This is a genomic window from Streptomyces sp. ME02-8801-2C, assembly GCF_033793965.1.
In the GTDB taxonomy this organism is placed as follows: domain Bacteria; phylum Actinomycetota; class Actinomycetes; order Streptomycetales; family Streptomycetaceae; genus Streptomyces.
The window spans coordinates 163,085-182,586 of record NZ_JARAXP010000002.1 but is presented as its reverse complement, the minus strand read 5'-3'; the positions used below and the strand labels follow the sequence as shown (position 1 = coordinate 182,586).

The 19,502-nt window shown below is 68.7% G+C and carries 13 protein-coding genes; 7 read left to right on the top strand and 6 right to left on the bottom strand.

Annotation, left to right across the window (positions count from 1 at the left end):
• Positions 1 to 22 precede the first annotated feature (22 nt).
• On the bottom strand, positions 23 to 1,030 hold the full coding sequence (locus tag PV396_RS05505; protein ID WP_319202245.1) for a bile acid:sodium symporter family protein: 1,008 nt from the start codon (positions 1,028 to 1,030) through the stop codon (positions 23 to 25).
• Positions 1,031 to 1,186: 156 nt separating this feature from the next.
• Here PV396_RS05505 and PV396_RS05500 point away from each other — a divergent pair, with 156 nt between their 5' ends.
• Positions 1,187 to 2,050 carry a LysR substrate-binding domain-containing protein gene (locus tag PV396_RS05500; protein ID WP_319200975.1) on the top strand — a complete coding sequence of 288 codons (864 nt, stop codon included), beginning with the start codon at positions 1,187 to 1,189 and terminating at the stop codon, positions 2,048 to 2,050.
• A 282-nt stretch (positions 2,051 to 2,332) separates the two neighbouring features.
• On the top strand, positions 2,333 to 4,159 hold the full coding sequence (locus PV396_RS05495; protein ID WP_319200973.1) for an AMP-dependent synthetase/ligase: 1,827 nt from the start codon (positions 2,333 to 2,335) through the stop codon (positions 4,157 to 4,159).
• Between the two features lie 16 nt (positions 4,160 to 4,175).
• On the opposite strand, the gene PV396_RS05490 is transcribed toward PV396_RS05495, so the two are convergent.
• Positions 4,176 to 4,964: a Tat pathway signal sequence domain protein gene (locus PV396_RS05490; RefSeq protein WP_319200971.1), complete on the bottom strand. Its 789-nt coding sequence runs from the start codon at positions 4,962 to 4,964 to the stop codon at positions 4,176 to 4,178.
• A gap of 192 nt (positions 4,965 to 5,156) precedes the next feature.
• Between PV396_RS05490 and PV396_RS05485 the strand changes: the two genes are divergently transcribed.
• Both PV396_RS05485 and PV396_RS05480 read left to right on the top strand, forming a co-directional pair.
• Positions 5,157 to 5,993 carry an aldo/keto reductase gene (locus PV396_RS05485; protein WP_319200969.1) on the top strand — a complete coding sequence of 279 codons (837 nt, stop codon included), beginning with the start codon at positions 5,157 to 5,159 and terminating at the stop codon, positions 5,991 to 5,993.
• A gap of 206 nt (positions 5,994 to 6,199) precedes the next feature.
• Positions 6,200 to 6,895: a glycoside hydrolase family 75 protein gene (locus PV396_RS05480; RefSeq protein WP_319200967.1), complete on the top strand. Its 696-nt coding sequence runs from the start codon at positions 6,200 to 6,202 to the stop codon at positions 6,893 to 6,895.
• A 102-nt stretch (positions 6,896 to 6,997) separates the two neighbouring features.
• Here the strand turns inward: PV396_RS05480 and PV396_RS05475 are convergent, their stop codons facing one another.
• Together PV396_RS05475 and PV396_RS05470 are read right to left on the bottom strand one after the other, a co-directional pair.
• Positions 6,998 to 7,708 carry an SDR family oxidoreductase gene (locus tag PV396_RS05475; protein WP_319200965.1) on the bottom strand — a complete coding sequence of 237 codons (711 nt, stop codon included), beginning with the start codon at positions 7,706 to 7,708 and terminating at the stop codon, positions 6,998 to 7,000.
• 109 nt (positions 7,709 to 7,817) lie between these two features.
• Entirely contained in the window at positions 7,818 to 8,744 is a 927-nt protein-coding gene (locus PV396_RS05470; protein ID WP_319200963.1) for a class I SAM-dependent methyltransferase, read from the bottom strand.
• Between the two features lie 156 nt (positions 8,745 to 8,900).
• On the opposite strand from PV396_RS05470, the gene PV396_RS05465 reads away from it, so the two are divergent.
• Positions 8,901 to 9,683, top strand: coding sequence for a phytanoyl-CoA dioxygenase family protein (locus tag PV396_RS05465; protein WP_319200961.1), 783 nt, complete (start codon positions 8,901 to 8,903; stop codon positions 9,681 to 9,683).
• A 109-nt stretch (positions 9,684 to 9,792) separates the two neighbouring features.
• Here PV396_RS05465 and PV396_RS05460 read toward each other — a convergent pair whose 3' ends face one another.
• Positions 9,793 to 11,502: a glycoside hydrolase family 6 protein gene (locus PV396_RS05460; RefSeq protein ID WP_319200959.1), complete on the bottom strand. Its 1,710-nt coding sequence runs from the start codon at positions 11,500 to 11,502 to the stop codon at positions 9,793 to 9,795.
• A 68-nt stretch (positions 11,503 to 11,570) separates the two neighbouring features.
• Positions 11,571 to 13,055, bottom strand: coding sequence for a cellulase family glycosylhydrolase (locus tag PV396_RS05455; protein ID WP_319200956.1), 1,485 nt, complete (start codon positions 13,053 to 13,055; stop codon positions 11,571 to 11,573).
• A gap of 275 nt (positions 13,056 to 13,330) precedes the next feature.
• Here PV396_RS05455 and PV396_RS05450 point away from each other — a divergent pair, with 275 nt between their 5' ends.
• Together PV396_RS05450 and PV396_RS05445 are read left to right on the top strand one after the other, a co-directional pair.
• Complete coding sequence (locus PV396_RS05450; protein WP_319200954.1) at positions 13,331 to 16,246, top strand: glycoside hydrolase family 48 protein; 2,916 nt, start codon at positions 13,331 to 13,333, stop codon at positions 16,244 to 16,246.
• Positions 16,247 to 16,545: 299 nt separating this feature from the next.
• On the top strand, positions 16,546 to 19,272 hold the full coding sequence (locus PV396_RS05445) for a cellulose binding domain-containing protein (RefSeq protein WP_319200951.1): 2,727 nt from the start codon (positions 16,546 to 16,548) through the stop codon (positions 19,270 to 19,272).
• The last annotated feature ends 230 nt before the right edge of the window (positions 19,273 to 19,502 follow it).

Sequence of the window (19,502 nt, the reverse complement as noted above, 5' to 3'; positions counted from 1 at the left end):
TCCCTTTCGGGGCGGGGGTTGCTCAGTTGGAACTCAGTGCTGTGCCTGCCGTGATTCGGGACGTGTTCTGTGTGGTGGTGGGCTCGGGCGATGGGTCGTGGGCGCGGCGTTTGGCTATGACCGCGCACACCATCAGCTGCATCTGGTGGAAGAGCATCAGCGGCAGTACCGCCAGCGAGGCCTGGGCGCCGAACAGGACGCTTGCCATGGGCAGTCCGGCCGCCAGGGACTTCTTCGAGCCGGCGAACTGGATCGTGATCCGGTCCTCGCGGTCGAAGCCCAGCGCCTTGCCGCCGTACCAAGTGAGCGCCAGCATCACCGCGAGCAGTACGGCCTCGACGACCAGGAGTCCGGCGAGCCGGGCGGGGCTGACCTGGTGCCAGATGCCCTCGACCATGCCCTCGCTGAACGCGGTGTAGACGACGAGGAGGATCGAGCCCCGGTCGACCAGCCCGAGCACCTTCTTGTGCCGGGTGACGAACGTGCCGATCCAGCGCCTCAGGAGCTGCCCGGCGAGGAACGGGACCAGCAGCTGGAGCACGATCTCGAGCAGCGAGTCGAGCGAGAAGCCGCCGCCGGTGCTGCCGAGCAGGGTGGCCGCGAGCAGGGGGGTGACGACGATGCCGACGAGGGAGGAGAAGGAGCCCGCGCAGATCGCGGCGGGCACGTTGCCCCGGGCCATCGAGGTGAAGGCTATCGACGACTGGATCGTGGACGGGACGAGGGTGAGGAAGAGCAGGCCGATGTAGAGGTCGTGCGTCAGGAACACCGGTTCGAGTCCACGCGCGGCCAGGCCGAGCAGCGGGAAGACGACGAACGTACAGGCGAGGACGGTGGCGTGCAGCCGCCAGTGCTTCAGCCCCGCCAGCGCCTCGCGGGTGGAGAGGCGGGCGCCGTAGAGGAAGAAGAGGAAGGCGATGGCGGCCGTGGAGGCCCCCGAGGCGACGTCGGCACCCGTCCCGCGCGCCGGAAGGAGTGCGGCGAGGCCCACCGTCCCGAGCAACAGCAGGATGTAGGGGTCGATCGGCATCCAGCTCGGCCACTTCAGGCGTTTCACGGTGCTCCACTACTCGGATTCTGGGACGGGCGTGCCCTTTCCATCGTCCTCCTCCGTTTTGTGATCGGGAATCCCGTACACCGCTCTGACTGTCATCGCGTTTGTCGATAACGCGGGTAACGTGGAGGGATGTACGACCCCTCTCAGCTGCGGACCTTTCTGACCGTGGCCCAGACGCTCAGCTTCACCCAGGCCGCCCGGCGGCTCGGGTTGCGCCAGTCGACGGTCAGCCAGCATGTGCGGCGCCTGGAGGACGCGGCCGGACGGCAGTTGTTCTCCCGGGACACGCACTCCGTGGAGCTGACCGAGGACGGCGAGGTGATGCTCGGTTTCGCCCGCCGGATCCTGGAGGTGCACGAACAGGCGACGGCGTTCTTCACGGGCACCCGATTGCGCGGCCGGCTGCGGTTCGGCGCCTCGGAGGACTTCGTACTGACCCGGCTGCCGGAGATCCTGGAGGCCTTCCGGTACGACCATCCCGAGGTCGATCTCGAGCTGACGGTCGAGCTGTCGGGCACCCTGCACGAGCAGTTGACCGCCGGGAAACTGGACCTCGTCCTGGCCAAGCGGCGCCCCGAGGACCCGCGCGGCGAACCGGTCTGGCACGACGAGCTGGTGTGGATCGGTACGGAACGGCTCCGCCTGGACCCCGACCGTCCGGTGCCGCTGATCGTCTACCCGCCGCCGGGCATCACCCGCGCCCTCGCCATGGAGGCCCTGGAACGACAGGGCCGGGCGTGGCGCGTCGCGTGCACCAGCGGCAGCCTCAACGGACTGATCGCGGCGGCCCGCGCGGGCCTCGGCGTGATGGCCCACTCGCGCGGGATGATCCCGCCCGGCCTGGTCCGCGTACCCGACCGGGCCGGGCTGCCGGAGCTGGGCCCGGTCGACTTCGTCCTGGTCCACGGCCGCCGCCGTACGTCGGCCCAGAGCGCGGCGGACGCGCTGGCGGCGGCGATCCTGACGAGCGGGGACCGGCTGCACCGCCGATGACGGCGTCACGGTGGGTAGCTGACCGCAGGGACGGTCGACCTTAAAGAAAGCCCCAAGAGGCCTGGTGCGGGCGGTGAGCGGGTCGGTCGGATTCGGTGGAGATCAGCGAAGCGCGACCCACTTCGGCGCAAGAAATTCTGCCCGACCCCTACCCATACAGACGCATTTTCCGCCCCGGGACGACGTCGAAACCGAACAGTACTCGGCTTGGTACCCCCTCCCGCCCGGCTTAGCCGTGGGGTAGCTTTCACGGCGCTGTGCAAAGCGTCACTAGGAGCGGGTTTGCGCGAATTCACCAACCCTCCGTTGGCGTTGGCGCCGCCCGTGGGCGGACTGGCCGACGTGGTGTTCGAACATGCCCAGGAAGACCCGAACCGTGTCGCGCTCGGCCGCAAGGACGAGGCAGGCCAGTGGCGGGACGTGACCGCGGGCGAGTTCCGCGACGAGGTTCTCGCCCTCGCCAAGGGCCTGCTCGCGCAGGGCATCCGGTTCGGGGACCGGGTCGCGATCATGTCCCGTACGCGCTACGAGTGGACGCTCTTCGACTACGCGCTGTGGAGCATCGGCGCCCAGGTGGTGCCGGTCTACCCGACGTCCTCGGCCGAGCAGGTCTTCTGGATGCTGTACGACGCCGAGGTGACGGCGGCGATGGTGGAGCACGAGGACCACGCGATGACCATCGCCACGGTCATCGACCGGCTGCCCCGGCTGCGTCAGCTGTGGCAGCTCGACGTCGGCGCGGTGCAGGAGCTGTACGAGGCCGGTGCGCACCTCGACGACGACACGGTGCACCGGCACCGGCTCGCGGTCACCCCCGAGTCGACGGCGACGGTCATCTACACCTCCGGGACCACGGGCCGCCCCAAGGGCTGTGTCATCACCCACGCCAACTTCATGTTCGAGGCGGACACGATGATCGGGCGCTGGGAACCGGTGTTCCACTCCAGGAAGGGCGACGAGGCGGCGACCCTCCTCTTTCTCCCCCTCGCGCATGTCTTCGGCCGGATGGTGCAGGTGGCCGCGATCCGCGGCGGGGTGCGTTTCGGCCATCAGCCGCAGCTGAACGCGGCGGCGCTGCTGCCCGACCTGGCCGCGTTCCGGCCGACGTTCTTCCTCGGGGTGCCGTACATCTTCGAGAAGGTCTTCAACGCGGCCCGCCGCAAGGCCGAGCGGGAGGGCAGGGCCGGCCCCTTCGAGAAGGCCGTCGAGTGTGCGGTGCGCTACGCGGAGGCCATGGAGGAGAAGGCCTGGGACGTGGGCCCCGGCCCGTCGGCCGGACTGCGGATGCAGCACCAGTTGTTCGAGAAGCTCGTCTACTCCAAGATCCGGGCCGCGATGGGCGGGCGGGTACGGCATGCCATGACGGGCGGTTCGGGGATGGACCGGCGGCTCGGTCTGTTCTTCGCGGGCGCGGGCGTCCATATATACGAGGGCTACGGGCTGACGGAGACGACGGCGGCGGCCACCGCGAATCCGCCCGAGCGCACCCGTTACGGCACGGTCGGCCAGGCCATCCCGGGCATGACCGTGCACATCGCGGACGACGGCGAGATCTGGCTGCGCGGCGACAACGTCTTCCAGGGCTATCTGAACAACCAGAAGGCGACGGACGCGACCCTGCACGACGGCTGGCTGGCCACCGGCGACCTGGGCTCCCTCGACGAGGACGGATTCCTCACGATCACCGGCCGCAAGAAGGAGATCCTGGTGACCTCGGGCGGCAAGAGCGTCTCCCCGGGCGGCATCGAGGAACGCGTCCGGGACCATCCCCTGGTCGCGCAGTGCATCCTGGTCGGCAACGACCGCCCGTACATCGCGGCCCTGGTCACCCTGGACCACGAGGCGGTCGAGCACTGGCTCACGATGCGCGGCAAACCGCAGCTGACCCCGACCGAACTGGTGCGCGACCCGGACCTGGAGAAGGAGGTACGGCGTGCGGTGGTCGCCGCGAACACCCTCGTCTCCAAGGCCGAGTCGATCCGTACGTTCCGCATCCTGGCCCAGCCGTTCACCGAGGAACACGGACTGCTGACCCCGTCCCTGAAGCTGAAGCGCAGGGCGATCGAGGACGCGTACGCGAAGGAGGTCGAGGCCCTGTACCGGGCCTGACCCTCACCGGTGGTCGTCAAACGAGCTGGTGGCCGCGGAGGTTGGTGAGCAGGAGGTAGGTGTCCTGCAGCGACCCGGAGGTGTCGCCGAGAGAGCGGTAGATGCCCCACTTCGGGCGCACGCGGTCGGCCAGGAAGGTGTCGACGCCGGTCTTCGAGGCGTCGATCACGGTCGCGCCACCGGACTTGAGGATCCAACGGACCGTGCCCGCCGAGCCGTTGCCGACCTTGATCTGGAAGTCCACGTCGGTCCATCTGTCGTGCAGCGGGGCCAGGTCCGTGCGGCCGACGAGGATGTTGTCGATGGCCAGCTTGAGTTCGATGGTCTGGACGCCGTTCACCCGGCGCAGCGACTGCACGACGAGCGGCGAGGTACCGCTGCCCGGCTGCTTCATCTGCATGATGTGGGTGAAGGTGGTGGTCGCCTTGAGCGAGCTCGGGATGTACATCGAGTAGGTGACCCGCCAGGTCTGGCCCTCGGTCCACTTGAGGTAGTTGCCGCCGCTGCCGTTGCGCAGGCCCGTGACCTCGTGGCGTTGGCGGTCGGTCGAGGTGTCGCGGTCGACGGTGTGCATGGTGAAGCGCCAGTTGTCGCCGGTGGCGTAGATGTGCGGGTGTGCGGCGGTGTGGGAGTCGGCGCGGTCGTCCTCGACGGTCTCGAAGGCACCGAGGCCGTCGGCGCTCGCGGAGGGTGCCCATTTCTGCTGCCAGGAGGCGGCGTTGGCGGTGGTGGCGGGCAGACCGACGGCCGCTCCGGCGGCCCCGCCGAGGGCCGCACCCAGCAGTGCCCTTCTGGACGGGCTCATGACACTCATCACCTCACAGTTGACTGTTCGTTCGACCTGAGGGCTTGTGACGGCGCGACACAGCGTCCCGGGGCGACAGGCCCCGGGTCAATGGTCCGGACCTATGACATCGGAGGTATTTTTGGCCATATTCGGCTCGGCCCGTGCTCGTACGATGGGAGTCCCACCCGACGACTGAAGGATCGAGAGCTCGTGAGCAGCAAGGTCCCCCCGATCATTCTGAACAACGGCGTCGAGATGCCACAACTGGGCTACGGCGTCTGGCAGGTGCCGGACGACGAGGCCGAGCAGGCGGTCGCCACCGCGCTGGAGACCGGGTACCGCAGCATCGACACAGCGGCGATCTACGGCAACGAAGAGGGCACCGGCAAGGCCATCGCCGCGTCCGGCCTCCCCCGCGAGGAACTCTTCGTCACCACCAAGCTCTGGAACGGCGACCAGGGGTACGAGTCCGCACTCCGTGCCTTCGACACCTCCCTGGCGAAGCTCGGCCTGGAGTACGTCGACCTCTATCTGATCCACTGGCCGCAGCCGGCCAAGGGCAGGTTCGTCGACACGTACAAGGCGTTCGAGAAGCTCGCCGCGGACGGCCGCGCCCGGTCCATCGGGGTCTCCAACTTCCTTCCGGAGCACCTCGACCGGCTCCTCACCGAGACGTCGGTCGTCCCGGCCGTCAACCAGATCGAGCTGCACCCGCACCTCCAGCAGCACGCGGCGCGCGAGTACCAAGCGGAGCAGGGCATCGCCACGGAGGCCTGGTCGCCGCTCGGCCAGGGCAAGGGCCTGCTGGAGGTGCCGGCGATCGTGGCCATCGCCCAGAAGCACGGCCGTACGCCGGCCCAGATCGTGCTGCGCTGGCATCTCCAGCTGGGCAACGTGGTGATCCCCAAGTCCGTGACGCCGTCGCGGATCAAGGAGAACATCGAGGTCTTCGACTTCAGCCTGGACACCGAGGATCTCGCGGCGATCAGCGCGCTGAACGAGGACCGGCGACTGGGTCCGGACCCGGCCACGTTCGAGTCCGGCTGACGACACCCACGACAACGCCCCGGCCCGCACCGACCACGGTCGCGGTCCGGGGCGTTTCGTATGCCTCCGGCGTCCAACTCCCGTGAGAACAACGGCAACCGGGGCATTTGGCGGCGAAGTCGACAGGGTTGACGGCGGCGCACCGGAAGGTCCACCTTGTATCGCACCCGGTAAGGAAACTTTCCTAACAGAAGGGTCCCCCCACAGTGCGCTCTCGAACACTGACCCTCGGCGCGGTCGCCGGCGCAGCCCTGCTCGCCTCCGCCTCGCTCCCCTCGTACGCCTCCGGCACGGCCCGTCCCGCATCCACCAGGGAGGGCTCGGTCAGCGCGTCCGCCCTGCTCGCCAAGGTGACGTCCTGCTCCCAGATCTCCAGCGGCAAGTACCGGACCGACGACGAGACCTCGGCCTCGATTCCCGTGTGCGGCAAGAACGGCGCCGTGTTCTGGAAGGCCGACATGGACATCGACTGCGACGGCCAACGCACGTCGAAGTGCAACGAGAACACCGACCCCTGGTACCAGGACGACACGGCGTTCCACCAGTCCAACGGCAAGCCCCTCAAGGCCGATTCACTGCCGTACGTCGTCGTGCCCAGTTCCAGCGGCATCTGGAACTACTCCGGCGCCGGCATCAGGGGCGGTGGCGTGGTCGCCGTGATCTACAACAACAAGGTCCAGTACGCGGTCGTCGGCGACACCGGCCCCACGAAGATCATCGGCGAGGCGTCGTACGCCACCGCACAGGCCCTCGGCATCGACCCCGACCCGGAGAACGGCGGCACGGACTCCGGGGTGACGTACATCCTGTTCAAGAACTCCCAGGTGTCACCGATAGAGAACCACGGCGCGGCGGTCTCCCTGGGTGATCAGCTGGCCAAGCAGTTCATCCGCGACAACTGAGCCCGGAACCGCACGGCGACGAAGCCGGGAGTACGGCGGCCCGGTACCGCGTACACCCACGCGGTACCGGGCCTCCCATGCGCAACTCCGGTCGCTCACCGGTCAGTTGGGCTGCCCGATCGGCCGTACGACCACGGTGTTGACGTCGACTCCCTCCGGCTGGCGGATCGCCCAGACGATCGAGTCGGCCAGCTGGTCGGCGGTGAGCAGCTGCCCCGGGGGCAGGCTGCCGTAGCTGTCCCAGAAGGGGGTCTCGACGCGCCCGGGGGCCACCAGTGTCACGCCGACGCCGAACTCCGTGACCTGGCGGCGGGTGTTCTCGGCGAGACCGGTCACCGCCCACTTCGTCGCGCCGTAGATGTTGCCCGGAGTGTGGACGAACCCGGCGACGCTGCCGATCAGCACGATCCGGCCCCGGGTCTCCTTCAGGGCGTCGATCGACGCCCTGACGAGCAGTGCGGGCCCGAGCACGTTGGTCAGCACCATCTCCGGCCAGCCCGCCGGGTCGCCGTCGGCGACCGAGTCGTGGGTGGCGAACCCGGCGTTCGCGACGACCGTGTCCAGCCGCCCGAACTCCAGCAGCGTGGCCTCGACGGCGCCCCGCACGTCGTCGTACTCGGCCGCGTTCCCGGTGATCGTCAACAGGCCCTCGGGACGGCCGAGTTCCTCGGCGAAACCGCGCAGCCGCTGCTCGCCCCGGCCGGTGACGGCGACCCGGTGGCCGGCGTCGAGCAGCTGCCTCGCGACGGCCGCGCCGATACCGCTGCCCCCACCGGTGATGAGTGCGACGGGTGACTGGTTCGACTCGGACATGATGACTCCCCCTATGTGTGCCGTGCGCGGCGGTGAACCGCGCTTCGGGCGAACAGCGGGGAGTCCATCACTTGAAGTGCCCTCGAAGTCAAGCCCGGGCCGGGCGCGACTACGCCTGCGGTTTGCTGCCGGTGTACACCGTGTGCGTGGCCAGGACGAACACGTCCGGGCGGTGGTACAGACCCGCCTTGTCGTCGGGGTCGACGAGGCGGTCGAGGGTGGCGCGGTCCTCGGCGTCGAGCTCGTCCGCGAACATCGTGCGACGTCGGTCGAAGACACCGATCACATAGGCGCGGGCCTCGTCCGTGAGCGGGGCGGGGAGGTCGAGGAGGAAGGAGCGTGTGCCGGAGGGGCGCAGGCCGGCGGCGCTGAGCAGGGCCGGCCAGTCCTCGGTCTCACGGACGTGGCCCGGCAGGCCGGTGCGCATCTCGTTGAACCAGGACTGCTCGATCCCGTCGAGCCGCGTCTCCAGGCCGGGGCGCCCGAAGCCGAGGTCGCGCGGCAGGTTGCGCTCCGCGAGGCCGCCCTCCATCACGGCGAGCGTGCCGCCCGGCGCGAGTACGTCGGCGAGGGCTGTGAGAGCGGCGCGCTGGTCTCCGACGTGGTGCACGGCCCTGCTCGACCACACCAGGTCGGCGGGGTACTCCAACTCACCCAGTCCGTCCGGGAGTTCGGCCTGGAGGGTGCTGAAGCGGTCGGTGGTGCCGAGGCGGTCGGCGTTCTCACGGGCGCGCTCCAGGATCGCCGCGGAGCTGTCCGCCGCGACGATGCGTGCCTCGGGGAACGCCTTGGCGAAGAAGCCCGAGATGATGCCGGGGCCACTGCCCGCGTCGACGATCAGCCCCGGTTCGGGCTGCTGTCCGGCCAGCCAGGCGAGGGCCTCGGCGTAGAGCGGTGCGTAGAGTTCGGCCTGCCCCTCCAGGTGGGGGATCACCGTGGCGAAGTCGATGTCGCCGTGATCGTGGGAATGCTTGTGGGCATGGGCCTGAGTGGGCGCCTGGCTGTGGTCGTGCTGGTGCTGGTGCTGATGGGCCATGGTGGGTGGGCCTCCCGTTCGTCGTTGACACCAGCCTGCTCCGCGTCCGCCGACCGAGCCAGTTCTGTTGCCGATACGGCAAACCGGGATCTGCTCCTAGACCGCCTCCGGCAAAAATCGGATGCGCCCGCCCGCCCGCTCGTCCACGATGCCGTCATGGACGACAAGGTGGACGACGAGCTGGTGGAGCGCTTCCTCGAAGACGGGTTCGTGAAGATCGAAGGCGCCTTCCCGCCACGGGTCGCCGAGCACTGCGCCCGGTTGCTGTGGCGGGAGACGGGATGCGATCCGGACGACCCGGGCACCTGGACGAAGCCCGTGCACTGGGTGTCGGACATGGCGCAGGGCCCGTTCGCCGCCGCGGTCAACACGCCTGTGCTGCATGAGGCGTTCGACGCGCTGGTGGGCGAGGGCCGCTGGGCGTCACGCTATTCGCTGGGCAGCTTTCCGCTGCGCTTCCCGCACGAAGAGGAACCGGACGACGCGGGCTGGCACATCGAGGGCAGCTACTCCCCCGAGGGCGCGACCTGGCCGTACACGAACCTCCGCTCCCGGGACCGCTGCCTGCTGATGCTGTTCCTGTTCAGCGAGGTCGGGGAGGCGGACGCCCCGACGCGTATCCGGGTGGGCTCGCAGCTGGACGTACCGCAACTGCTGGAGCCGTACGGCGAGGAGGGTGTCTCGGGCCTGGAGATCGCCCCCGCCCTGGTCGCGGCCACGGCCCACCGGCCGCTCGCCCTCGCCACCGGCAGCCCCGGCGACGTGTACCTCTGCCACCCGTTCCTCGTCCACGCGGCCCAGCCCCACCACGGCACCCGCCCCCGCTTCATGGCCCAGCCACCACTGCATCCGACGCTCCCGTACGAGCTGGAGCGCCCGGACAACAACTACTCCCCGGTGGAACAGGCAATCCGCAGGGGCTTGGGCAAAACCGCCTGAGCGGGCCCGATGGGATCGGACGCGCACCCGCGCCCCGAAAGGGGCGCGGGGAACCGCGCGACCAGCCCCCACCGAACCCGCACCAGACGAACCGCCGATCCAGCGGAGCTCAGAGCGCCGGGTAGGCGTTCCTCATCAGCTCCTGGAACTGGGCCGAGAACCAGTGCCCGGAGACCGGCGCGTTGGCCAGCGCACCCGACATGTTGTTGTTGTTCCGCGGGTTACCGGTGTACGTCGGGTCGCACATCCGGTCGAAGCCCTTGCCCTCGTCGTTCGGGATCAGCGAGCTGGAACCGTCGGACTCGCCCGGAGGCTTCATCCACACGTACGCGTCGATCCCGGCCGCCGGAGCGGCCTTCGGGCGTTCGCCCAGACCCGCGCCGGACTGGTTGCACCAGTTGCCGACGTGGATGCGCCGGTCGTAGCGTCCGCCGTCCACGTACGTGTCGACGGTGGTCGTCGCTCCCGGACCGGCGGGCCGTGCGGTGCCGCCCCAGCCGTTCCTGGACGTGTCGATCAGCATGCCGATGGTGGACGGGAAGCCGACCGTGACCAGCTGGTTGCGGAAGGCCTGCGCGAAGGACAGCTCGTCGGTGTACCGGTTCCAGTCCACCCACTTCGACTCGCGGACGGACTTGCCGGCCACGTTGTCGTTGATGGTGAAGTTGTTCTCCTTCAGGGCGCTGTAGTTCGCCGTGTTGGTGATGAACCCGTGCACGTCGTTGACGGTCGCGCCCTCGGCGGTGGCCGCCTGCTTGAACACGTCGGCGGAGGCGCCGAAGTTGTCGTCCCAGCCGATCCAGCCGTGGTGGCCGGCGTCGACGTAGTTGTACACGTTCGGCACGTCGCCGAGCTTGTTGAGCGCGTAGCCGACGCCCTTGATGTAGTTGCCGTTCGCCTTCATCACGTCGCACTGGGGCGTGGCCGTGGGGCGGCTGCCGGTGTTGGTGACGAGGTTGGGCAGCGAGTCGATCTCGACGGTCGTGACGATGCGCAGGCTCGCGTACTTGGTGTCCGCGAGGATCGCCGCGATCGGGTCGATGTACTGGGTCTTGTACTTGTCGATCTCCGTCGGGCCGAGTTCGCCGTTGGAGGCGAGGGCGGCGCAGTCACGGCCGGGCAGGTTGTAGATGACCAGCTGGACGGCGAGTTCGCCGCTGCCCTTCTGCTGGAGGGCCGCGTCGAGGTGGGCGCGCAGGCCCATTTTGCCGCCTGCCCCGTTGATGGCGGCGATCCGGTCCAGCCAGACACCGGTGGGCTGGGTGGAGATCCGGCTGCCGCCCGGCTCGGCTGCGGCGCTCGCCGACCACTCGGGGTTCACGTACACCTTGGCGCCGGCGTACGGGTTGTCGACCTTCGTGCCGGTGCCGGGGCCCGGCGGGTTCGTGGGGCCGCCGCCACCGTCGACGTTGCAGGTGACGCCGTCGAGGGTGAAGGAGGTCGGGATCGCGTTGGTGCCGCTGTAGCTGCCGTTGAAGCCGAAGCTCACCGAACCACCGTTGGCGAGCGTGCCGTTGTAGGTCTCGTTGGCGACGGTCACGGCGGTGCCGCTCTGGGTGAACTTCGCGTTCCAGCCGCTGGTGACCTGCTGGTTACCGGCGTACGACCACTTGACGGCCCAACTCGACTTGGCCGCGCTGTTGTTGGTGACGGTCACGGCGGCGGTGAAGCCGGTGGACCACTGGTTCTGCACCTTGTAGTCGACGGTACAGGGTATCGCCGCGATACCGGCGTCGGCCGGCGCGGCGGCCACCGCGGCGCCGGTGGCACCGGCGACCAGCGCCATGGAGGCGAGGATCGCTGTTCTGGTACGGCTCATGAGTGCGGGTGTCCTCTCGTATTCCTTTGGGGGTGGTAAGCGCCTTACTGGGATGAGGAGTTGGTGCACTAACCGATGGCGCGCAGATGGTCGCGCAGACCGATTCCGAAGGCTGTGGGTGTGCCGTCGTAACCGGAGATCAGGGATGGGCCGGTGGCGCAGTTCCAGGTGTTCCAGGTCCAGCCGAGGTAGGACAGGGAGCGGTCGTCGAACCACTTCATGACCCGGTCGACGAAGGAGTGCGCGCAGGTGTTCTCGCCGATCTCGCCTGCCACCAGCGGGACCTGGGCGGCGACGGGGGCGAGCGTCGAATTCCAGCAGGTCTCGCTGGAGCACGAGTTGAAGTTGTAGATGTGCCAGGCCGCGGCGAGATTGCCTGCCGGGTCGTTCGGCTTGTACGTCAGCCACTGGCTGAGGTCGTTGGAGTAGGCGAGCCCGCCGGCGAGGATCACGTTCTTGGCGCCGGTGGCCCGGACCGCGTCGATCAGATCCTGCATACCGGCTACCTCGTACCCGATGCCGGGGCAGTTTCCGCCGTCCCGCCAGCAGGTCCAGGCCTGGGCCGCCGTGGAGGTGGCGCGGTCCGGGTAGGGCTCGTTGAACAGGTCGAACACGACGGCCTGGTCACCCTTGAAGGTGTTCGCGACCGAGGTCCAGAAGGCGGGCGAGTACTGCATGTCGGGCATCGGCTTCTGGCAGCTCGCGTGCACGTCGGAGCAGCCGGCCGAGTTGCCCGTGTACTGGCCCCAGGACCAGTGCAGTTCGACGATCGGCGTCATGCCGTGCGCTTTCACCTTCGCCACGAGGCTCTTGACGGCGGCGGTGTAGTTGGCGCCCGCGTACTCCGGTTTGATGTGGGAAAGGCCCAGCCAGCACTCCTCGTTCAGGGGGATGCGTACGGTGTTGACCTTCCAGTCGGCGATCGCCTTCACCGAGGCGTCGTCGACCGGACCGTCCCAGATGCCGTTGCCCTGGACGCACGCGAACTCGCCGCCGGAGCGGTTGACGCCGAGAAGTCGCCGGGTGGCGCCGCCGGAGTCGACGAGTTTGTTGCCCGACACGTGCAGAGCGGGTGCTCCGGCCTCGGGGGCCGGCGGGTCGGTGGGCTGTGGAGTCGGGGTCGGGGTCGGCTCCGCGTCCACGTTGCAGGTGGTCCCGTTGAGCTTGAACGACGCCGGTACGGGATTGCTCCCGGACCGGGAGGCGATGAACCCCGCGCCGACGCTCGCGCCCGTGCCCAACGAGCCGTTGTAGCTCTCGTTGGCCGCGGTGACGGTGGTGCCGGACTGGGACCACTTGGCGTTCCAGCCCTGGGTGAGCTTCTGACCGGCGCCGAAATCGAAGGTGAGACTCCAACTACTGAGCGCCGCCCGGTTGTTGGTGATGTTGACGGAACCCTGGAAGCCGGTGTCCCACGTACTGGTGACCGAGTACTCCACCGTGCACGCGGGGGTGGCTCCCGACGCCGTGACGACCGGTACGACCGCGGTGCCCACAAGGGCGGCGGCAGCGCCGAGCACGACTAAAAGACCTGAACGCGGAGGGTGTCGCATGAGCGACTCCTTGCAGATCGGGCGCGTCGGACGGACGCGTCGACTGACGGAATCGCTCCCACTGGTGTCAACGAAGTTAGCGCCAAGTGACGGCAAAGGACAGGGGGGTTGACGTGTTTCCATCAGATGTCGTCGTCGAATCAATTCGAGTCTTCAAACACCTTGACCCTTGACACGCCTGTCTTCAATATGGGAGCGCTCCCACTGGTTCAAGGCTTGTTGCTCCTCCCCACATCTCCACGAGCACCTCCGAGCCACTAGGAGGAACCAGCACCATGCGCCCCCAACTCCGACGCCGCGCCGCGCGGCGGTTCTGGACCGCTGTCGTGGCGGCCCTCGCTCTCCCCCTGACCTTGCTCGCGACCGGATCGACTCCCGCCCAGGCGGCGGCGGTCCAGTGCAGCGTCGACTACAAGACCAATGACTGGGGCTCCGGGTTCACCGCGGATCTGACGATCACCAACCGCGGTACGGATGTCATCAACGGCTGGACACTGACGTACGCCTACGCCGGCAACCAGAAGCTCAGCAACGGCTGGAACGGCACCTGGTCCCAGTCCGGCCAGACGGTCACCGTGCAGAGCGCGACGTACAACGCGACGATCGCCGCCGGCGCGGCCGTCAGCACCGGCGGGCAGTTCACGTACAGCGGTGCCAACGCGGCGCCGACCTCGTTCGCGATCAACGGGACGACCTGCGCCGGGGCCCACCAGCCGCCGGTCACCGTGCTGACCAGCCCGACCGCCGGCGCGGTCTACACGCAGGGCACCGCGGTGCCGATGGCGGCCACGGCCGCGGCGGCCGACAACGCGACCATCACCAAGGTCGAGTTCTACGACGACACCACGCTGCTCGGCACGGACACGTCCGCGCCGTACACCTACTCGGCCACTGCGCTCGCCGTGGGCAGTCATTCGCTGCTGGCGAAGGCGTACGACAGCCTGGGCGCCTCGGCGCCGTCCACGCCGGTCGGCATCACGGTCGCCTCGGGTCCCGCCGTGGTCGCCGTGCCGACCCAACTCGGCGTCCAGCAGGGCAAGTCGGCCACCTACGACATCAAGTTGTCGACGCAGCCGAACGCGAACGTGACCGTGACGACGTCTCGGGCGAGCGGCAACACGGGCCTGTCGGTGACCGGCGGCGCCTCGCTCACCTTCACGCCGGCCAACTGGAACACGGCGCAGAAGGTGACGATCACCGCCAACGCGACGGGCACCGGATCGGCGGCCTTCGACTCGACGGCCACCGGCCACGCCAAGGCGACGGTCACCGTCACCGAGCTGGCCGCCTCGAAGGTGTACGACGCCCGGTTCCTGGACCTCTACGGCAAGATCACCAACCCGGCGAGCGGCTACTTCTCCCCCGAGGGCATCCCCTACCACTCGGTCGAGACGCTGATCGTCGAGGCGCCGGACCAGGGCCACGAGACCACGTCGGAGGCGTACAGCTACCTCCTGTGGCTGCAGGCCATGTACGGCAAGGTGACGGGCGACTGGAGCAAGTTCAACGGCGCCTGGTCGATCATGGAGCAGTACATGATCCCCACCCACGCCGACCAGCCGACCAACTCCTTCTACAACGCCTCGAAGCCGGCGACGTACGCCCCCGAGCAGGACCTGCCGAGCCAGTACCCGGCCAAGCTGGACACCGGGGTCTCGGTCGGCTCCGACCCGATCGCGGCCGAGCTGAAGAGCGCGTACGGCACGGATGATGTCTACGGTATGCACTGGCTCCAGGACGTCGACAACGTGTACGGCTACGGCAACTCGCCCGGCAAGTGCGAGGCGGGCCCGACGGACACCGGACCCTCGTACATCAACACCTTCCAGCGCGGCGCGCAGGAGTCGGTGTGGGAGACGGTTCCGCAGCCGACCTGCGACGCCTTCAAGTACGGCGGTACGAACGGGTACTTGGACCTGTTCACCGGCGACGCGTCGTACGCCAAGCAGTGGAAGTTCACCAACGCGCCGGACGCCGACGCACGTGCCGTGCAGGCCGCGTACTGGGCGGACGTCTGGGCGAAGCAGCAGGGCAAGGGCGCCGACGTCTCCACGACCGTCGGCAAGGCGGCGAAGATGGGCGACTATCTGCGCTACGCCATGTACGACAAGTACTTCAAGAAGATAGGCAACTGTGTCGGCCCGACGGCCTGTGCCGCCGGTACCGGCAAGGACGCCTCGCACTATCTGCTGTCCTGGTACTACGCGTGGGGCGGCGCGACCGACACCTCGGCGGGCTGGGCCTGGCGCATCGGCTCCAGCCACACGCACGGCGGCTACCAGAACCCGCTGGCCGCCTACGCGCTCAGCTCGTACGCCGATCTGAAGCCCAAGTCGGCGACAGGGCAGGCGGACTGGTCGAAGTCGCTGGGCCGACAGATCGAGTTCTACCGCTGGCTCCAGTCCAACGAGGGTGCCATCGCGGGCGGCGCGACCAACAGCTGGGCGGGCCGCTACGCGACCCCGCCGGCCGGTGTGCCGACCTTCTACGGCATGTACTACGACGAGGCTCCGGTGTACCACGACCCGCCGTCCAACCAGTGGTTCGGCTTCCAGGCGTGGTCCATGGAGCGGGTCGCCGAGTACTACCAGCAGACGGGCAACGCGGCGGCGAAGAGCGTCCTGGACAAGTGGGTCGACTGGGCGCTGTCCAAGACGACCATCAACCCGGACGGCACCTACCGCTTCCCGGCGACGCTCCAGTGGTCGGGTTCCCCCGACACCTGGAACGCCACAACTCCGGGTGCCAACGCGGGACTTCACGTCTCGGTGGTCGACTACACCAACGACGTGGGGGTGGCGGCCGCGTACGCCAAGACGCTGACGTACTACGCCGACCGCTCCGGTGACACCGAGGCGGCGACGACGGCGAAGGCGCTCCTCGACGGCATGTGGTCCAACTACCAGGACTCCCTGGGCATCGCCGTCCCGGAGACCCGAGCGGACTACAACCGCTTCGACGACGGTGTCTATGTGCCGTCGGGCTGGACGGGGAAGATGCCGAACGGCGACACGATCAACTCGTCGTCGACGTTCGCCTCGCTCCGCTCCTTCTACAAGAACGACCCCAACTGGTCGAAGATCGAGGCGTACCTGGCGGGCGGCGCCGCGCCCTCGTTCACCTATCACCGGTTCTGGGCCCAGGCGGACATCGCCCTCGCCATGGGTTCGTACGCGGAGCTACTGGAATAGCCCCCGCCAGGCGCTCCGCGGGTTGGGCAGTGTTCGGCTGCCGGTCTGTTGTGGCTGGTCGCGCTCACGCGGCGGAGCCGCATATCGGATACAGCCCCGCGCCCCTTTGGGGCGCGGCAGGCACCGCCCGTTCCAAGGAACCGCTTGAAAGCTCCGCGTACGCGGTCTCGTCACCGGACGACGGGACCACCCGGCCGGGCGGCCCCCACCGCACTGGGGGTCGCCCGGCAACTCTCGCGCCGCATGGAAAGCGCTTACCCACAGGCCTTCCCTGACTCCCCCATCCGGAGAGGACCCCCATGCGAAGAACTCCCATCCTCACGGCCGTAATGGCCCTGGCCGCAGGCCTGTTGGCGGGCACCCCACTCGCACTCGCCGCGCAGTCCGCCTCCTCCGCCTCCAGCGCTCCGGAAGTGGCGCTCGCGGCGGACACGTACACCTGGAAGAACGCCCGGATCGACGGCGGCGGCTTCGTCCCCGGCATCGTCTTCAACCGCACCGAGAAGAACCTGGCGTACGCCCGTACGGACATCGGCGGCGCCTACCGCTGGCAGGAGTCGACGAAGACGTGGACCCCACTGACGGACTCGGTGAGCTGGGACCGCTGGGGCCACACCGGGGTCGTCAGCCTCGCCTCCGACTCCGTCGACCCGAACAAGGTGTACGCGGCTGTCGGCACGTACACGAACAGCTGGGACCCCGGAAACGGGGCCGTGCTGAGGTCGGGTGACCGGGGCGCGAGCTGGCAACGGGCTGATCTGCCCTTCAAGTTGGGCGGCAACATGCCCGGCCGGGGCATGGGTGAGCGGCTCGCCGTCGACCCGAACCGGAACAGCGTGCTGTATCTGGGCGCGCCCAGCGGCAAAGGGCTGTGGCGGTCGACGGACTCGGGGGCGACCTGGGCGCAGGTGGCGAACTTCCCCAACGTCGGCAACTACGCGCAGGATCCGACCGACACCAGCGGGTACGCCAGCGACAACCAGGGCATCGTGTGGGTCACCTTCGACGAGTCGACGGGTACGGCGGGCAACGCGACCCGCACGATCTATGTCGGGGTGGCCGACAAGGACAACGCGGTGTACCGCTCGACGGACGCGGGCGCGACCTGGTCGCGGCTGGCCGGACAGCCCACCGGCTATCTGGCTCACAAGGGCGTCCTCGACGCGAAGAACGGCTACCTCTACCTGCCGTACAGCGACAAGGGCGGCCCCTACGACGGCGGCAAGGGCCAGTTGTGGCGGTACGCGACGGCCACCGGCACCTGGACGAACATCAGCCCGGTCGCGGAGGCGGACACCTACTACGGCTTCAGCGGTCTGACGATCGACCGGCAGAAGCCGGGCACCGTGATGGCTACGGCGTACAGCTCGTGGTGGCCGGACACCCAGCTCTTCCGCTCCTCGGACAGCGGCGGCACCTGGACGAAGGCCTGGGACTACACCTCGTACCCCAACCGCGCGAACCGCTTCACGATGGACATCTCGTCCTCCCCGTGGCTGACCTTCGGCGCGAACCCGTCGCCGCCCGAACAGTCGCCGAAACTGGGGTGGATGACGGAGGCGCTGGAGATCGACCCGTTCAACTCGAACCGCATGATGTACGGAACGGGTGCGACGATCTACGGCACCGAGAACCTCACCAACTGGGACAGCGGCAGCCAGTTCGCCATCAAGCCGATGGTCCAGGGCCTGGAGGAGACGGCGGTCCTCGACCTGGCCGCTCCCCCGTCGGGCGGGGCGGTGCTGCTCAGCGGGCTCGGTGACATCGGGGGGTTCCGGCACACGGATCTCACCAAGGTTCCCTCGATGATGTTCACTTCACCGACCTTCACCACGACCACGAGCCTGGACTACGCGGAGACCAACCCGGGGATCGTGGCCCGCGTGGGCAACCTGGACTCGGGTCCGCATGTCGCGTTCTCGACGGACAACGGGGCCAACTGGTTCGCGGGGAGCGACCCTTCGGGCGTCTCGGGCGGCGGCACCATCGCGTCGGCCTCGGACGGCAGCCGGTTCGTGTGGAGCCCTGCGGGGACGGGAGTGCAGTACGCGACGGGCTTCGGTACGTCGTGGTCGGCGTCGTCGGGTATCCCGGCGGGCGCGATCGTCGAGTCGGACCGGGTGGACCCGAAGACGTTCTACGGCTTCAAGTCGGGCAAGTTCTACGTGAGTTCGGACGGCGGGGCGACCTTCACCGCGTCGGCTGCCACCGGCCTCCCGGTCGGCGACACCGTGCGCTTCAAGGCGCTGCCGGGCACGAAGGGCGACATCTGGCTGGCGGGCGGCGCGGCGGACGGCGCGTACGGCCTGTGGCACTCGACGGACGGCGGTACGACGTTCACCAAGCTGTCCAACGTCGAGCAGGCCGACACGATCGGCTTCGGCAAGGCGGCGGCAGGGGCGTCGTACCAGACCCTCTACACGAGCGCGAAGATCGCCGGCGTACGCGGCATCTTCCGCTCGACGGACAAGGGCGCGAGCTGGACGCGTATCAACGACGATGCCCACCAGTGGGGTTGGACGGGTGACGCGATCACCGGTGACCCGCGGGTGTACGGGCGCGTGTACGTGTCGACGAACGGGCGCGGTGTCATCTACGGGGATTCGTCGGACACGAGCGGGGGCGGAGGCGGCGGGGGCACGGACCCGACACCGACACCCACCCCGACGCCGACTCCCACCCCGACTCCCACCCCGCCTCCCGCAGGGGCCTGCGCGGTGACGTACAAGGTCACCAGTGAGTGGGCGGGCGGCTTCCAGGCGGACGTGCAGCTCAGCAACACGGGCACAACCACCTGGAACGGCTGGTCACTTGGCTGGTCCTTCCCGAACGGCCAGACCGTCTCTCAGCTCTGGAACGCCGAGTTCACCCAGTCGGGCGCGGCGGTGACGGCGAAGAACGTGAACTGGAACGCGAACGTGACGGCGGGCTCATCGGTGAGCTTCGGCTTCACGGGAAGCTGGTCGGGCACCAACGGCAAACCGACCACGTTCAAACTGGGCGACCGGACCTGCACGGTCGCCTGACACACCCCGGTGGGCGTGCGCCAGGCGGCGCGCACGCCCACCGGCCATCTCTCGCACACCTCTAACAGTTTCTCTACAACACCCGATACGGTCACCCCTCCACGAACCAGCCATGGGGGAAACCATGTCGTTCCAGCAGCCTCCACCGCCGCCTCCGCACCAGCCTCCGTATTCGGCGCCCCCGCCACCATCGCGGGTTCCCGGCTGGGCCCGTAAGCGCGTTCTCATCC

Coding starts and splice junctions, on each gene's coding strand:
- PV396_RS05445 (WP_319200951.1), top strand. CDS start 16,546: ATGCGAAGAACTCCCATCCTCACGGCCGTAATGGCCCTGGCCGCAGGC.
- PV396_RS05465 (WP_319200961.1), top strand. CDS start 8,901: ATGGACGACAAGGTGGACGACGAGCTGGTGGAGCGCTTCCTCGAAGAC.
- PV396_RS05455 (WP_319200956.1), bottom strand. CDS start 13,055: ATGCGACACCCTCCGCGTTCAGGTCTTTTAGTCGTGCTCGGCGCTGCC.
- PV396_RS05490 (WP_319200971.1), bottom strand. CDS start 4,964: ATGAGCCCGTCCAGAAGGGCACTGCTGGGTGCGGCCCTCGGCGGGGCC.
- PV396_RS05500 (WP_319200975.1), top strand. CDS start 1,187: ATGTACGACCCCTCTCAGCTGCGGACCTTTCTGACCGTGGCCCAGACG.
- PV396_RS05475 (WP_319200965.1), bottom strand. CDS start 7,708: ATGTCCGAGTCGAACCAGTCACCCGTCGCACTCATCACCGGTGGGGGC.
- PV396_RS05460 (WP_319200959.1), bottom strand. CDS start 11,502: ATGAGCCGTACCAGAACAGCGATCCTCGCCTCCATGGCGCTGGTCGCC.
- PV396_RS05450 (WP_319200954.1), top strand. CDS start 13,331: ATGCGCCCCCAACTCCGACGCCGCGCCGCGCGGCGGTTCTGGACCGCT.
- PV396_RS05470 (WP_319200963.1), bottom strand. CDS start 8,744: ATGGCCCATCAGCACCAGCACCAGCACGACCACAGCCAGGCGCCCACT.
- PV396_RS05505 (WP_319202245.1), bottom strand. CDS start 1,030: ATGCCGATCGACCCCTACATCCTGCTGTTGCTCGGGACGGTGGGCCTC.